This window comes from Pseudomonas sp. R4-84 (assembly GCF_054130985.1).
On the sequence record NZ_CP096390.1, the window covers coordinates 1,027,790 to 1,043,662 of the forward strand.

10 protein-coding genes are annotated in these 15,873 nt (G+C 61.9%); 5 read left to right on the plus strand and 5 right to left on the minus strand.

Going from position 1 to position 15,873, the window contains the following annotated elements:
• Positions 1–40 precede the first annotated feature (40 nt).
• Positions 41–754: a FadR/GntR family transcriptional regulator gene (locus tag M1D68_RS04790; protein ID WP_457969465.1), complete on the plus strand. Its 714-nt coding sequence runs from the start codon at positions 41–43 to the stop codon at positions 752–754.
• Positions 755–808: 54 nt separating this feature from the next.
• Here M1D68_RS04790 and aceE read toward each other — a convergent pair whose 3' ends face one another.
• The gene (gene aceE, locus M1D68_RS04795) at positions 809–3,478 is read right to left on the minus strand and encodes a pyruvate dehydrogenase (acetyl-transferring), homodimeric type (RefSeq protein ID WP_457969467.1); all 2,670 of its coding nucleotides are present in this window, start codon (positions 3,476–3,478) and stop codon (positions 809–811) included.
• Positions 3,479–3,652: 174 nt separating this feature from the next.
• Between aceE and M1D68_RS04800 the strand changes: the two genes are divergently transcribed.
• Entirely contained in the window at positions 3,653–4,105 is a 453-nt protein-coding gene (locus M1D68_RS04800) for a MarR family winged helix-turn-helix transcriptional regulator (RefSeq protein ID WP_457969469.1), read from the plus strand.
• A gap of 10 nt (positions 4,106–4,115) precedes the next feature.
• Here M1D68_RS04800 and M1D68_RS04805 read toward each other — a convergent pair whose 3' ends face one another.
• Positions 4,116–4,388, minus strand: a complete 273-nt coding sequence (locus tag M1D68_RS04805) for a hypothetical protein (RefSeq protein ID WP_434701183.1) — start codon at positions 4,386–4,388, stop codon at positions 4,116–4,118.
• A gap of 149 nt (positions 4,389–4,537) precedes the next feature.
• A complete protein-coding gene (locus M1D68_RS04810; RefSeq protein WP_420764119.1) occupies positions 4,538–4,837 on the minus strand; it encodes a hypothetical protein in 300 nt (99 codons plus the stop codon).
• A 172-nt stretch (positions 4,838–5,009) separates the two neighbouring features.
• Here M1D68_RS04810 and M1D68_RS04815 point away from each other — a divergent pair, with 172 nt between their 5' ends.
• Positions 5,010–5,555: a DUF4256 domain-containing protein gene (locus M1D68_RS04815; RefSeq protein ID WP_457969471.1), complete on the plus strand. Its 546-nt coding sequence runs from the start codon at positions 5,010–5,012 to the stop codon at positions 5,553–5,555.
• Between the two features lie 23 nt (positions 5,556–5,578).
• Here the strand turns inward: M1D68_RS04815 and M1D68_RS04820 are convergent, their stop codons facing one another.
• Together M1D68_RS04820 and M1D68_RS04825 are read right to left on the minus strand one after the other, a co-directional pair.
• Entirely contained in the window at positions 5,579–7,090 is a 1,512-nt protein-coding gene (locus M1D68_RS04820; RefSeq protein ID WP_457969473.1) for a DUF6630 family protein, read from the minus strand.
• Between the two features lie 100 nt (positions 7,091–7,190).
• A complete protein-coding gene (locus tag M1D68_RS04825; RefSeq protein ID WP_420764121.1) occupies positions 7,191–7,595 on the minus strand; it encodes a DUF488 domain-containing protein in 405 nt (134 codons plus the stop codon).
• 281 nt (positions 7,596–7,876) lie between these two features.
• Here M1D68_RS04825 and M1D68_RS04830 point away from each other — a divergent pair, with 281 nt between their 5' ends.
• Together M1D68_RS04830 and M1D68_RS04835 are read left to right on the plus strand one after the other, a co-directional pair.
• Positions 7,877–14,020, plus strand: coding sequence for a two-partner secretion domain-containing protein (locus tag M1D68_RS04830; protein ID WP_457969475.1), 6,144 nt, complete (start codon positions 7,877–7,879; stop codon positions 14,018–14,020).
• Positions 14,021–14,117: 97 nt separating this feature from the next.
• Positions 14,118–15,782 carry a ShlB/FhaC/HecB family hemolysin secretion/activation protein gene (locus M1D68_RS04835; protein WP_457969476.1) on the plus strand — a complete coding sequence of 555 codons (1,665 nt, stop codon included), beginning with the start codon at positions 14,118–14,120 and terminating at the stop codon, positions 15,780–15,782.
• The last annotated feature ends 91 nt before the right edge of the window (positions 15,783–15,873 follow it).

Genomic DNA, 15,873 nt, shown 5'->3' on the forward strand with positions numbered 1-15,873 from the left:
GCTATAATGCCGCGATCGTCTGGCTTGATGGATAGGTGCAATGGAGCGTGTCACAACCGATCGACGCCTGAGCATGACTCAGCAACTGGTGGTCGACCTGACGCAGCAGATACTCACGGGCGACCTGCCTGCGGGCAGCAAGTTGCCAACGGAACAGGTGATCATCAAGGAGCGTGGCGTCAGTCGGACCGTCGTCCGTGAAGCCATGTCCCGGCTCCAGGCTGAAGGCTTGGTGGAAACCCGACATGGCATCGGCACGTTCGTGGTGGACACCGCGCGCCCGGGAGATTTCCAGGGCGGCAAACATGTCAAGGGTGGCGCTTATGACGCGCTGGCCGTGATCGAACTGCGCCTGAGCCTGGAAGTGGAAGCTGCGGGTATCGCTGCGCAACGCGCCACGCCGGATCAGTTGCTAACGATGCGTGAGGCGCTCGATGCGGCGAATGCGCTTGATCCAATGGATGAGGAAAGCGCCCGGGTCGATTTTGAGTTTCATCGGCAGGTCGCCCAGTGCACCGGCAACAGCTTTTTCATCGATGCCATGGCCCATGTGGGCAACACGTTGATCGAGGTAGTGCAACAGGCCGGGCCGTCGGTGACAGGCCAGAACCGGGCACTGGTGGTGCGCGAGCGGGAGCAGATCTACGCGGCGTTGGCGCGGCACGATGCGCAAGCAGCACGGGCTTCGATGCGGTTGCATTTGATCAATATGTTGCAGCGAGTCCGGGGTATGGTCGAACTGAAGGCGCAATGACCTGCATCACCATCCACTGTGGGAGCGAGCTCGCTCCCACAGTGGATGGTGGGGTCAAACTTTCGCAGGGTCCTGCTTTTGCGGATCGATCCCATAAAGTGTGATCGCCTCAGCGACTTTTTCCCTTGGGATTTGCCCGTCGTCGGCCAGGGCCTTCAACGCCGCGAGGGCGATGAAGTGACGGTCCACCTCAAAGAATCTGCGCAGCGACTCGCGAGTGTCCGATTGACCGAAACCATCCGTGCCCAGGGCCACGAAGCGGCGCTTGGGTACGAACGGGCGGATCTGGTCGGCGAAAATCTTCATGTAGTCCGTCGCGACCACCACCGGGCCCTGTTTGTCGTGCAGGCAACTTTCCACATAACCGACGCGCGGCGCGTGCTCGGGATGCAGCAGGTTCCAGCGTTCGGCTTCCTGGCCGTCACGGCGCAGTTCGGTCAGGCTGGTCACGCTCCAGACTTCGCTGCTGACAGCAAAATCCTGTTCCAGCAATTGGGCCGCCGCAACGACTTCCTGAAGGATCGAACCGCAACCCATCAGCTGCACATGCTTGCCTTCGACAGGTTTTTCCGACGCCGAGAGGCGGTACATGCCCTTGAGAATGCCTTCCTCGACACCTTCGGGCATCGGTGGGTGGGCGTAGTTTTCGTTCAGTACGGTGATGTAATAGAAGATGTCTTCGTTTTCAGCGTACATCCGCCGCATACCGTCCTGGATGATCACCGCCAGTTCGTAGGCGTAGGTCGGGTCGTAGGATACGCAACACGGGATGGTCGAGGACAGCACGTGGCTATGGCCGTCGTCGTGTTGCAGGCCTTCACCCATGAGCGTCGTCCTGCCGGAAGTCGCCCCGAGCAGGAAGCCGCGAGCGCGTGCGTCGCCCGCCGCCCAGGCCAGGTCGCCAACGCGCTGGAAGCCGAACATCGAGTAAAAGATGTAGAACGGCACCGTCATCACGCCATGGGTGCTGTAGGACGTGCTTGCGGCGATCCACGAAGATATCCCGCCGGACTCGTTCAGCCCCTCCTGCATGATCTGGCCGTCCCGGGCTTCTTTGTAGTAGCTCAACTGGCCGGCGTCTTGTGGGGTATACAACTGGCCGACATGGGAGTGAATGCCGATCTGGCGGAACAGGCTTTCCATGCCAAAGGTGCGAGATTCGTCCGGCACAATGGGCACGATCAGCTTGCCGATGTTCGGGTCCTTGAGCAGCGTGCCGAGGATGCGCACGAACGCCATGGTGGTGGAAATCGCCCGTTCGCCCGTGCCTTTGAGCTGTGTATCCAGCGCTGATAAGGGTGGCACCTGCAATGGCGCCACGGCGTTGAAACGCGCCGGGATATAGCCGCCCAACTGGGTCCGCCTGGCTTGCAGGTAGAGGGCTTCGACGCTGTCCGCGGCGGGTTTGAGATAAGGCATGTCACCCAACTGGTCGTCGGTGAGCGCCAGTGCGAACCGGTCACGGAACGCCTTGACCGCCTCGTCGCCCATTTTCTTGAGTTGATGATTGATGTTCTGGCCTTCACCCGCTTCGCCCATGCCGAAGCCTTTCACGGTCTTGGCCAGAATGACTGTCGGCCCGCCAGTGTGGCGCATGGCAGCGGCATAGGCGTTGTAGACTTTTTCTGGATCGTGGCCACCGCGAGACAACTTCCAGATGTCGTCGTCGCTCAGGTCGCTGACCAGCTCCAGCAACTGGGGATACTTGCCGAAGAAGTGTTCACGCACATAGGCGCCGTTCTGGGATTTGTAGTTCTGGTAGTCGCCGTCAACGCATTCCATCATCCGTTGGCGCAGCAGGCCGCTCTTGTCCTTTTCCAGCAGGGCATCCCAGCCACTGCCCCAGATCACCTTGATGACATTCCAGCCGGCCGCCCGGTACAGGCTTTCGAACTCCTGGATCACCTTGCTGTTGCCACGCACCGGACCGTCCAGGCGTTGCAGGTTGCAGTTGACGACAAAAATGATGTTGTCGAGCTTCTCCCGGCCCGCCAGGGAAATGGCCGCCAGCGATTCCGGCTGATCCATTTCACCGTCACCGAGAAACGCCCAGACTTTGCGGCCTTGGTGTTCTTTCAGGCCACGATCTTCAAGGTAGCGCATGAACCGGGCCTGATACGCGGCGGTGATCGGTCCGAGCCCCATGGAGACCGTTGGAAACTGCCAGAAGTCTGGCATCAGCCGTGGATGCGGATAGGACGAGACACCGTCGCGGTCAGTCTCGCGGCGGAAGTTGTCCAGCTGCTCTTCGCTCAGGCGACCTTCCAGATAGGCGCGTCCATAGATGCCGGGTGAAGAATGGCCTTGGATGTACACCATGTCGCCAGCGAATTGCTCGGTGCGGCCACGGAAAAAATGCTCGAAGCCGACGTCGTACAAAACGGCCGCCGATGCATAGGACGCGATGTGCCCGCCCACGTTTGAATGTTTGCCGGCGCGCAGTACCATGGCCAGTGCATTCCAACGGATATAGGCGTTGATCCGGCGCTCGACGGCCAGGTCGCCAGGGTAGGGCTGCTGGCGGTCGACCGGGATCGTATTGACGTAGGGGGTCGTCACTCGACCGTAGAAATCGCCGTGGCGGTTGGCGTCGAAATCAAGCATCTGGTCGATCAGGTAGTGAGCGCGAGGGCGCCCTTCGACGCTTGCCACCGACTCAATGGATTCGAGCCATTCGCGAGTCTCTTGTGGATCCTCGTCGAGAAACATGGATTGTTGTGCCATCGTTGTCGTCTCCTGGACAGTGCTGCAGCACCGAGTCGTTTGGTGCCTGACTAAGGGGCGTGGGTGGACGCCAACCTTCTGGAATTTTGTAGTTGCATTTGCAACTACGAGCGAGAACTTATCCTGCCACGCGCTACAATTGCAACTAAATCGATCTCATCAAAAAGGTGCTGCATGTCTTCAAACGAGCCGGACACCTGGTTCAGATTCGTCCGGGCCCACCGCTGCCTGATCCGCGAAATAGAGCGTCGACTGGCGGCTGAGGGGCTGCCTGCCTATGCTTGGTACGACGCGTTATGGGGCTTGGAAAGTGGCCCTGACGGCGCGCGGCGGATGAGCGAATTGGCCGATGTCATGGCCATCGAACGCTACAATCTCACGCGCCTGGTCGACCGCCTGGAGGCTGAAGGCCTGGTCACCCGCAGCCGCGCCAGCGACGACGGTCGAGGCGCGTACGCGGCCATCACCGAGAGCGGGAAAGCGCTGCGCAAGAAGATGTGGAAGGTCTATGAAGGCGCGGTGGACGAATTGTTCCTGTCGCAGTTCGATCACGACCAGCAACGAGTCTTCAGCGAAGCATTGGAACGTGCGGCCAAAGCGGCGCGCTCCAGTGGGCGAGCGGGATGAGCGATGTGTGTCATTGCAACAGGTATTGGCTCATCGCCTGCTCGACCAGCGCTCGGTCGATAAGCCCATCCTGAGCCAGGGCCTGCAACGACGACACCACGATCCAGTGTTTATCCACCGCTGCGCAAGCGGCACCGATAGAGTCGGCGCCGAGGGCCACGAACCGTGAGCCGATGTGGCTGCCGATCTGCTCGGCGACGTGCTGCGCGTAACCCGTCACCGCGACGACCGGACTGTCCGAGGGGCCCAGGCAGTCGAGCAGATGCGACGATCGTCTTGGCATCCCGGGGTGCATGCGATTCCAACGCTGTGCCTTGTCCGCGTCACGGGCCAAGCGGGTATAGCTGGGGCAGCTCCACCATTCGCGCCGCGTAGCGCCCAGGTGAGGCGCTGACCGGGTGTCCTTTCCACGGGCTCACCAGCAGCGGGTGTTCATTCGCAATAGATGTGCTTCACTTTTCTTTTTTTGTCGATCACCACAGTGAGGCGAGATTTATCCGGGTGCTTGGCCCGTTCCGAGTGGGTGATCCGCACGCGCTTCACATCCAGTTTTTCCCTGTACTGGGCTTTGGACAAGGCTTTTTGAGCTATACCTCCAGGTTCCAGAATCATCGCCAGCCCGACTTTCTGAATATTGCAGTCCTCGGTCGCCAGCGCCGGGAAACAGGTGCCGGCCAATGTAATAGGCAGGATAAGTGGCAGCGCTCTGATGCAGCTTATTGTTGTATTCACCCTAGGCTCCTGCTCGCGAACCTATAGCAGGTTAAGAGCCAACGCCGCCGCGCAACTACTGTCAGAGTCGACAGTAGCCAATATCAAATTGAAATATCGAAGCTGTGACTTTGCTGCATGTCGCTATTAAACGCTCCATGCACAACCCATCGGCACCCAAGGACCTCGCGCCATGAAAGAACAAGAACAACAAACCTTGCTGCAAACCCTGCGGGCCCGTTTTGAACAGAACCCCGACCGCCATCCAAACATCCCATGGGCCGACGTCCAGACGCGGCTCGACAACAACCCCAGCGCCCTTGAAACGCTCCAAGCCATGGAAGCCACCGGCGGCGAGCCCGACGTGATTGGGCTGGACGCGAAGACAGGCTCTATCACCTTTTGCGACTGCGTAAAGGAAAGCCCGACCGGCCGCCGCAGCCTCTGCTACGACCATGCGGCCCTGGATGCGCGCAAGGAGAACAAACCCAAAGGCAGTGCCTTGGAATTGGCCGAAGCGATGGGCGTGAGCCTGTTGACCGAAGAGCAATACCGGGCATTACAAGCGCTGGGTGAGTTTGATGCCAAGACGTCCAGTTGGTTGGCAACACCTTCGGAAATCCGGGCGCTGGGTGGGGCGTTGTTTGGCGATTTTCGTTATGGCCGGGTGTTCGTTTACCACAATGGGGTGCAGTCGTATTACGCGGCGCGTGGGTTTCGTGGGGTGCTGCAGGTTTAAGACAAACCCGTGGCGAAATCGCCTCACTGAAAAGTCAGAACCTCACATCCCTTGGCCTCAAGGATCTGCGCGAAGCCCGGCAACCGCGCCACAAAATCCGTCTCGAACGCCAGATACCGATCCTGCGCCGGCACGTAACGAATCTCAGGCTTGACGCGCGGGATATCCTTGGTCGAGAGCTTCACTACCTCATTGCTGCGTTGATTCCAAAACCATGCCAGGGTCTGGGTGCCGAAGGTGTTGGCGCGATAACGCCACACCCACCAATCACCATGCCCACGGGACACATGAAGCTGTCCATGGAACGTGCGCAGCGTGATCACCTGCTTGGGCTGGGTGACCAGCAGGCGGGTGTCCTGGCGCAGCTCGCTGCCGAAGCCGTCCAACGTCGCCTTCGCCTTGGTGCCGGTGATGAAATTGAAGCGCCACGCCAACAGCACCGTTTCTTGATAACCCGAGTGCTCGACGTTCGGCCGCGCGCCTTCGCTGAACAGCAAAATCTCGTCACCGCCCAGGTACGCGGTCGATGCGCGCAGCTTATAAGCCTCGGCGGGCATTGGCTTGGCGGCGACGGCCTGGTGCGGCGGGTCCTGGTTCCAGACCCAGCAGCGCTTGCCGTTGTGTTGCATGAACAGCAATCGGCGCGGGCCGACGGGCAGGATGGTCAGCTCATCCGAGTCCTCGAAAATCACCTCGCTGCTGTCCGCCGTGGTCCGCCTGATCCTCGTCAGGTGCTTGGGCTCGTAAATGCGCTGGCGCTCGAAAATCATGTCGTCTGCAACAACGCAGGGTTCTTCAAATGCCTGCCACTCCTGGCCGGCAGGTCCGAAGTCCTCGATGGTATCGCCCCGGCGAATCTCATATTTGAACCGATCATCCGCGCTGTAATCGCCGCGTTTGACCTGGCGTCGCCACAGGCTGCGCTGGGCGTTGGCGTCGATCAGCCGCAGGTCCCCGCCATCCACCTCATCGGTGCGTTGTTCGAGCATGTCCAGCTCGACAGGCGGCCACTGGTTGTAGTCGATCAAAAAGCACAACCACCGGTCTTCGTCCTGCTCGGTGATGGCCGCCCAGCCATTGCGGTAGTTGTATTCATGCACGTGAGTTGGGCCGGGGTAGTCATGGACTTCCTGCAGCCAGTTCACCTTGCCGCGCTTGGTCTTGGCCGGTTTGTGTTCGGTCACCATGGGCTTGGGCGGCTCGATCAATCTCGGCGTGAATCTGGGTTCGCCACGTGGGCTTTGCCAATGCTGGGCAAACGCCTCGCGTTGGTCGGAGGGGAAAATAACCGGCCGATAATCATCGCCGCCGGCGTCCAGGTTCCACAGGTCGTAACCCTGGTGCGACAACAGCGCCGCCAGCGCCTCGAAGCAGACCTCGGGCATCTCGTTGGACAGCTCATCCAATAACGTCTCGAACCCCGGGCCGGCGAACACCCCGATGTCGGGGTAGTAATGCTGCAGCAGCCCAAGCAAGTCGCTGCCGGGTGTTTTCCAATCGATATGAACCAACGGATCAAAGGGCGATGGCGTCACGGCTGTCCTCCCGGTGAATTCTCTGCGCCGATCTTAGGCAAATCGATAACCCGTGGCGAGGGCGCAAGGTCCCTCGCCACGGTGTTACAGCAAGCCCCTTTCAAAGCTCTGGAAACTCATCCAGATAACACACCGGTGAGCTCGACTCCGTGCGTTTCTCCACCTCATCCTCCAACCACTGCGCCAGCACCACCGCGTTATTTTCATCCGTCGATTTGGCCGCATACACCAGGGTAAGCGTTCCATCCCGCGCAAGGTCCACCAGCTTCCACCAATGCTCCGGCCGCGCCGCCAATTCCTTGCGATACGCCTCGCGGAACTGCTCGAACGAAACCGCGCCCGCCTTGAACGCCTTGCGCAATGGGTGGGAAGGCCCGAGCTGCGGCAGCCACTCGGTGATCGCCAAGGCATCCTTGGGGCAGTTACGCGGCCACAAGCGGTCCACCAGCACCCGCACGCCATCCTCGGCGGTGGCGGTTTCGTAGGCGCGTTTGCATCGGATCATCAGGGCCCGCCTGTGGAAACTGGACCGACTGAGCATAGGTCGCCGACGAGGAGGTGACCAGCGAGCCACCCATCGGAAAATTGGAATTCCATCCCCTCATTCAAAAGCCATGGGCGCTCAAGCAAAGGCACTGCCCCCAGCGCGGCGGACATGATGGGCGCAGCACTGTGGGATTTTTCGAGCCGCAATCCGCCCCGGATTCGGTTTCTCCGTTTGATTTGTCGACAGGAACCGTCGGGTCGTCTTGGCGTGACCCGCTGTATCAGGAATGAGTGAACACAATGAATAGAAGTTACCGAGTCGTCTGGAATGCCGTGATGGGCGCATGGCAGGTGGCATCCGAGTTGGTCAAAAGCCAGGGCAAGGACAAAAGCCGTCAATCCCTCAACCTCAGGCTGAGCCTCGTCATGGGCGTGGGCGGCGGTGTATTCGCCTCGTTTGCCACGGCGGGGCCTTTGCCGTCCGGCGGCAATATCGTGGCGGGTAACGGCAGCATCCACCAGGGCGGCACGGGCATGGTCATTCATCAGGGCAGCGACAAGCTTGCGATTGACTGGCAGAGCTTCTCCATCGGCAAGGGCAACACCGTCCAGTTCGTCCAGCCTGGCGCGAATTCTGTCGCATTGAACCGGGTATTGGGCTCGGATGTGTCGGTGATCCAGGGCGCGCTGAAAGCCAACGGCCAGGTGTTCCTGGTCAACCCCAACGGCGTATTGTTCACCCCCGGCGCGCAAGTGGATGTGGGCGGTCTGGTGGCCTCCACGCTTAATCTATCCACCGAAGATTTCCTTGCCGGCAATTACCGTTTCAGTGGCGACAGCGCCGCGTCGGTGGTCAACCAGGGCAACATCAACGCAGCGCAAGGCGGCACTGTTGCCCTGATCGCTGCGAAAATCGTCAACGAGGGCAACATCACCGCGCACAAGGGCAACGTGCTGCTGGGCGCCGGCAGCGTCGTGACGCTCGACCTGGGTGGGCCGGTGCAGTTGGAAGTCCAGGAAGGCGCGTTGCAGGCGTTGATTGAAAACGGCGGTGCCATTCGTGCCGATGCCGGGAAAATCCTGCTGACCGCCCGTGCGGCGGAAACCCTGGCGAGCACCGTCATCAACAACACCGGCCTGATCGAAGCCCGTTCCCTGGATGTCGGTGAAAACGGCGTGGTCACGTTGATGGGCGACCGGGGCGACGTACAAGTCGCCGGGCGCATCGATGTGTCTTCCGACACCGCCAAGGGCGGCAAGATTGTCGTGACCGGGGATCGCGTGGCCATCAACGGCGGCGCTGCGCTCGACGCCACCGGCGCCAAGGGCGGCGGCGAGATTTACGTGGGCGGGAGCTGGCAAGGCAAGGACGCTTCGATCAAGCAGGCCAGCCAGACCACTATCGCCGCTGGCGCCGTGCTCGATGCATCGGCCACCGATAACGGCAAAGGCGGCACTGTGGTGGCCTGGTCGGATGTGAAGAAGCCTGGCAGCGTGACGCGCGTGGACGGCACCTTGAAAGCCACCGGCGGCGCCAAGGGCGGTGACGGCGGCAAGATCGAAACCAGCGGCGCCAAGCTGGCGGTGAGCAAAGCCGCCGATGCCTCGGCCAAAAACGGCAAGGGCGGCTTGTGGTTGCTCGATCCGGACAGCGTCACGGTGGGACCGGGCAACGGCGGGTTGACGGGCGGCGCCAACGGGACAGAGGCCACGGTCGGTTTCAACGCGATCGATACGGCCCTGGTCGGCGGCACCGATGTGGCGATCAAAGCCGACAACAGCATCCACTGGAACGGCGACTACACCCCGACGAACATCAGCGGCGATCGGACGCTGACCTTGCAGTCCGGGCACAACGACGTCGGCACGGGCCGCTATGTCTTCGGCAATATTTTCCTCAACGGTGACATCGACGCCAGCGGCGCGGGCAATGGCAACAGTTTGGCGTTGATCTTCAATGGCAAGATGGCGCTCAACACCGACGTCAGCCTGAAGAGCAACGGCGGCAACATCGTGTTTGCCGGCGTGGTGGATTCCGATGCGGTGGCCAACAAGCGCGAGCTGCGCGTGGACGCAGGTTCAGGCTCGATCATCTTCAGCGACATGGTGGGCGGTAACAGCGCCCTGGGCGCCCTGTACGCGACCACCAGTGGCGCCGGCAAGACGTATATCAACGGTGCAAAAGTCTTTACCAGCGGCGAGCAGGTCTACAACGGTGCGGTTGAGATGGGCACCTCGCAATTCCTGAACGCCGACTTCGAAAACGGCCTGGTCGGCTGGAAGACCTCTATCGACCAGTTCTTCACTGGTGTGACCGTGGTGGAGGGCGTGGTATCTCCCGATGACCCGACGCTGCCAACCACATCGCCGACCAATGGCAACCCGCCGAGCGTTTCGCCTGGCGACCAGGGCGACATGAACTACAAGCCCCTCACACCGGTCGTCGCGGCTGGCCAGGGCCAGGACGGTGGCGCTGCGCTGCTGCTGGGCACCGAGAACAACTCCAACTGCCAGAACGCACCCGCCGGTTGCATCATGCGCGGTCCGTCGGTGGTGAGCGAGGGCACGGTCTCCCTGGCGGCGGGGGAAGCGGTCAGTTTCGATTACAAACCGGTTGCGGGCGGCGACACCTATGACGTCTTCGGTTATCTGTTGAACGTCAACACCGGTGAATACCAGATCATCCTGAACGAAACGGGGAACGGCACGGGCGCGGTGGATTGGAAAAGCCATACGGCGACCGCTGACAAGGCCGGCACGTACAAATTCGTGTTCGTTTCGGGCAGTTTCGACCAGACCGCCGGCAAGCAGGTTGGCGGCTCGCTGTACGTCGACAACATCAAGACCAACACCTCGGGCAGCAAGGGCTTGCAAGGCAGTTCGATTACGTTCAACGGCAGCCTCAACGGCACCGACAACAACCTGGCCATCAAGGCCGACGATATCAACTTCAACGGCGGCGCCGGCAGCGTTACCGGCAATGGCTCCATTGCCCTTGAAACCAACACCCCGAGCAAAAACATTGCCGTGGGCGGCAGCACCGGCGACGCCGCCGGTTCGTTGGAACTGACCGGCACTGACATCAGCGCCCTGGGCGACGGGTTCACTTCCGTCAAGATCGGTGGCGCGGACATGACCGGTGACATCAGCATCATCGAAGCCACCCGCATCAACGACAACCTTATCCTCGATGCCGGCACCGGCGATATCCACATCAATGACCAGTTGACCGTGGCGGACGCACCGGGCACCGGCAACGACGACAACAAACCGGCTCCGGTCCTGGCATTGCAAAGCAATGGCGGCAAGATCGACCAGACCGCTGGCGGCGCCATTGTCGCCGGTGGCCTGGTGTTGCTGGGTGACGGCGCCGTTCATGACCTGGACAACGCCGCCAACGACGTCGACACGATTGCCAGCGTCACCGGCACCGTCAGCTTTGCCGATGTCGATGACCTGACCGTCGGCGTCGTCACCGTTCCCGACAGCCAGACCCCGGCGAACCCGCAAGGTGTGCCGGTGGCCGGCATGACCCAGACCGGCGACCTGAACCTTATCGCCGACACGCTCACGGTCGGCCAGGCATTGGCGACCCAGGGCAATACGAGCCTGACCGCCGACGAAATCGATCTCGCCGCGAGCGTTGCCGGTGGCGGCAGTCTCACCTTGCAGCAGAAGACCCCAGGCCTGGATATCCACGTGGGCGGCAGTGATGACCCAGAGGTGACCGGGCCAAACGATCCGCTGGTGCTGTCCGACGCTGACCTGGCCAACATCCAGGACGGTTTCGACAAGGTCATCATCGGCAATGACAAGACCCGCAACATCACCGTCGACGATGAAGGCGCGACGCTCATGGACGACCTGGCGTTGGTCGCCAACGGTGTCCTGAACCTGCTGGGCGATCTGACCCTCGAGGATCCCGAAGGCAACGACGAAGACGGCACGACCGGCAAAGGCCTGACCCTCACCGTCGACGCCGGCAAAGGGGCGACCCAGGCAACGGGCGCGACCATTACCGCGGACGAATTGGCCCTGCGCGGCGAAGGCGATTTCGACCTGGGCAAGGGGAATGACGTGGGCGTGATCGCCGCCGATGTCGGCAGCTTGAAATTCGCCGGCAACGGCAACCTGACGGTTGGCGTCGTGGACGGCACCGTGGGGATTACCTCCGACGAAGCGGTCACCCTGAAAACCGACCACGACCTGTCGCTGGTTAAAGGCATCACCATCGAAAACGGCCCACGGGATGACGCCGGCCAGGGTCAAACCCGCGCCGACGACATCATCACCCTGGAAGTGGCGGGCAACACCACCCAGGCCGGTGACGCCGGGGCCAAGCTCGATGCCAGCGGCCTGGTGCTGCTGGGCGGCAACTACGCCCTGGGCAACAGCGGCAACGTGATCGGCGATATTGCCAGCGATGCGGGCAAGGTCCAGTTCAACAACAACGGGAACCTCAAAGTGGGCTCGCTTACCGCGACCCATGCCGATGGCACGCAGACGACCGTCACCGGTGTGAACAACACTGGCGACGTCAGCATCGCCACCGACGGTGATCTGGCGATCAACGAAGCGCTGGCCACCAGCGGCAACGTGTTCCTCAACGTCGATGGCAAGACCACCCAGGATGCCAACGGCAACATCACCGCTGACGGCCTGGCGCTCAATGGCGGCGACTTCGAGTTGCGCAACAACGGCAACGTGGTGGGCGACATTGCCAGCGAGGCGGGCAAGGTCGCGTTCAACAACACTGGCAATTTGAAGGTCGGCACGCTGACTGAAACCGACGGCAACGGCAACGTGGTCAAGACGACCACCGGCGTGAACAACACCGGCGACGTGAGCATCGGCACCGACGGCGATCTGGCGATCAACGAAGAACTGGTCACCAGCGGCAACGTGTTCCTGAACGTCGATGGCAAGACCACCCAAGATGCCAACGGCAACATCACCGCGGACGGCCTGGCGCTCAACGGCGGCGACTTCGAGTTGCGCAACAACGGCAACGTGGTGGGCGACATCGCCAGCGAGGCGGGCAAGGTCGCGTTCAACAACACTGGCAATTTGAAGGTCGGCACGCTGACTGAAACCGACGGCAACGGCAACGTGGTCAAGTCCACCACCGGGGTGAACAACACCGGCGACGTCAGCATCGGCACCGACGGCGATCTGGCGATCAACGAAGCGCTGGCCACCAACGGCAACGTGTTCCTCAACGTCGATGGCAAGACCACCCAAGATGCCAACGGCACCATCACCGCCGATGGCCTGGCGCTCAAGGGCGGCGATTTTGACCTGCGCAATGCCAGCAACTGGGTCGGCGATATCGCCAGCCGGGCGAAGGACGTCAACTTCGTCAACCGCACGGACGTCACCGTCGGCAGGCTGACCGAGACGGCGCTGGACGGCACCCAGCTGGATCAGATCGTTGGCATCGGCAACACCGGCAAAGTCCAGGTTGTAACGACCACCGGTAATATCACCCTGACCGAGAACGTCAGCACCACCAGCAATGCCGCTGATGCGATCGTGCTCAACGCCGGTCAATCCGCTTCGGCGGGCGTGGCCTCGGGCGGTGACGTGAAAGCCAACGCGGGCGTGACGGTGTCCACCGGCGCGGGTGGCCGGGCGGTGATCTACACCGGTAGCCTCGCCGGCAGCACCGGCGTGGTGGATGTGGTGGGCAGTGGCAGCGGCAACTTCCGCTACAACAGCGACGAGCAGCAGAGCAATTTCGGTCGGGCGCTGGGCAACACCGGGGTTCATGCCGTATACCGCGAGCAACCGACGCTGGTGGTGTCCACGAACGGTACGACCACCCAGACCAAACCATTCGACGGCCAAACCACGTTCAACGGTGGCGGTGCAGCCGGTTTCGACGTCAGCGGCCTGCAGAACGGCGACACCAAACAGATGCTCGGCCAGCCGGAGTATTCGATAGGAAACCCAGACCCCGGCACCCACCAGATCAATATCGGTGGGCTGGCTGACCTCGGTTACCTGATCGTCAGTGACCCGGCCAATGGCAACCTCACGGTGACGCAGTCCATCGATATCAGCGCCATCCAGCAGAGCGTCGCCGATGCAACGCGCATCGTCGTGCAAGTGACTTCGCCCCATGCGCCGGAGCTCAATCCGGTCCAGCCGAAACCGACTGATTGGTCCGGCGTCGGGGTCGAGGACGGCGGCCTGCTGCTGGTGGATCAGAGCGGCGCGCCGGCAAACGCCAATGGCGGCAACGCTGCGGGCGACGCCGTGGCCCAAGGCGACGGCGATTCGGCTGCCCAGGCCCAGGACGCCGACAGCGAGCGGGAACTGGCCGGGACTGTTTGCGCCGACGGCGGTGTATCGGGTGGGGCCGCCTGTGCGGCCTACCCGCCACAGACTGTTTTCGTCGTGCGCGGCGGTGTGCGCTTGCCGAGCCTGGCCATGCGTCCCTGACCCCTGACACTCACTTTTCCCTTTGAAGGAGCCCCTTGCCCGCGTCCCCGGACGCGGTCATGGGCTCAGGCAACCCGCTTTATTCGAGACATATTCAATGCATAACAAATTGATGTATTGCGCCGCTGGTCTGGCGCTGTTGTCCACTTCCCCGGCCTGGGCGGCGACCCTACCGGCACGCCCGATCCCCGACGCGGGGCGCATCCTGCAAGAACTGCCGATTCCTCAACAGGAACTGCCGCAAAGCATTCGCCTGGACGTCGAGGCGCCGCAACCGGCGCAGGAAAAAGTCGGCGGCGCCAAGGTCCAGCTCAATGCCGTGCGTTTCACCGACAATACCCGTATCGACGAGGCCAGCCTGCAACGCGTCGTCGCGCCGGCCATTGGCAAGTCCCTTGATCTGGACGAGCTGCGGGAAATCGCCCGGCAGGTCACGCTTTACTACCGTGAGCACGGTTACCCGTTTGCACGCGCCTACCTGCCGGCGCAGCGCATGGCCAACGGCGAGCTGACCATCGCGGTGATCGAAGGGCGTTATGGCAAAGTCACTGCCGTCAACGACGATGCAAAACTGGCCGCGCAGGCGCAGCCCTTCCTGGACGACTTGCAGCCGGGCGACGTGATCGAGCGTGACCGCCTGGAGCGCAGCATTCTGGTTCTGTCCGACCTGCCGGGCGTGGCGGTTCGTCCGGTCATCCGCCCGGGTGACGAGCTCGGTACGGGCGACCTCGATGCCCAGGTGAGCAAAACCAAGGCCTTCGAAGGCAAGGCCACGCTGGACAACCACGGCAACCGGTATTCGGGGCGCAATCGCCTGACGGTACAAGGTGACTGGAACAGCCCGATGATGCTGGGCGACCGGCTGAGCGCCGCCGTGATGGCCACCGATGAGGAGCTGTATTTCGGCAGCCTCGGCTACTCGATGCCATTGGGAACCTCTGGCCTGCGCGGCAACGTGGGCTACGCCAAGAGCTCCTATGACCTGGGCGCTGAATTCGCTGACCTGGGTGCGACCGGTACCGCCGAAGTCAGCAGCGTCGGCTTGAGTTATCCGCTCGTTCGCAGCAATCAGGCGAACCTCATGCTGGCCGGGCAGTACCAGCACAAGGATCTCGAAGATAAGTACGAAGTACTGGGCCTGAGCTTTGAAAAAAGCAGCGACTCGCTGCCCATCAGCCTGCAGTTCGATGTAAGGGACACCTTGCTCGGCGGCGGCATCACCTACGGCGGCGCGACGCTGACCTACGGTGACCTGAAACTCGATTCCGCCCTGCGCGAGGGCGACCGTCAGACCGCCCAGACCGAAGGTCAATTCAGCAAGGTGAACATCGACCTTGCCCGCCTGCAAGCGCTGCCCGCCAACTTCACGCTGTTCGCCCGGTTCCTCGGCCAATGGAGCCAGGACAACCTCGATTCGTCCGAAGATTTCAGCCTCGGTGGCATCGATGGGGTGCGGGCTTATCCACAAAGCGAAGCCTCGGGCGACGAAGGCATGCTGACCCAGATCGAGCTTCGCTACCCCATCGACAAGCTGACGCCTTACCTGTTCTGGGACGCCGGCAAAGTGCGCATCAACCACGACGAGTGGGCTGATGAGGAAAACACCCGCAGCATCTCCGGCGGCGGTGTGGGTTTGCGCGCTCAGTACGGCCAGCTCTCGTTCGACGCAACGGTCGCCTGGCGTCACTCCGGCGGTGAAGCGCAGAGCGACACGCGTCAGGAAAACCCACAACTGCTGGCCCAGATTGGGTACCAGTTCTAACCAAACGCCGCTCATTCAAGGTACTCAACAAACCCGTGGCGAGGGAGCTTGCTCCCGCTGGGCTGCGCAGCAGGCCCTGTAGTTCGGCACA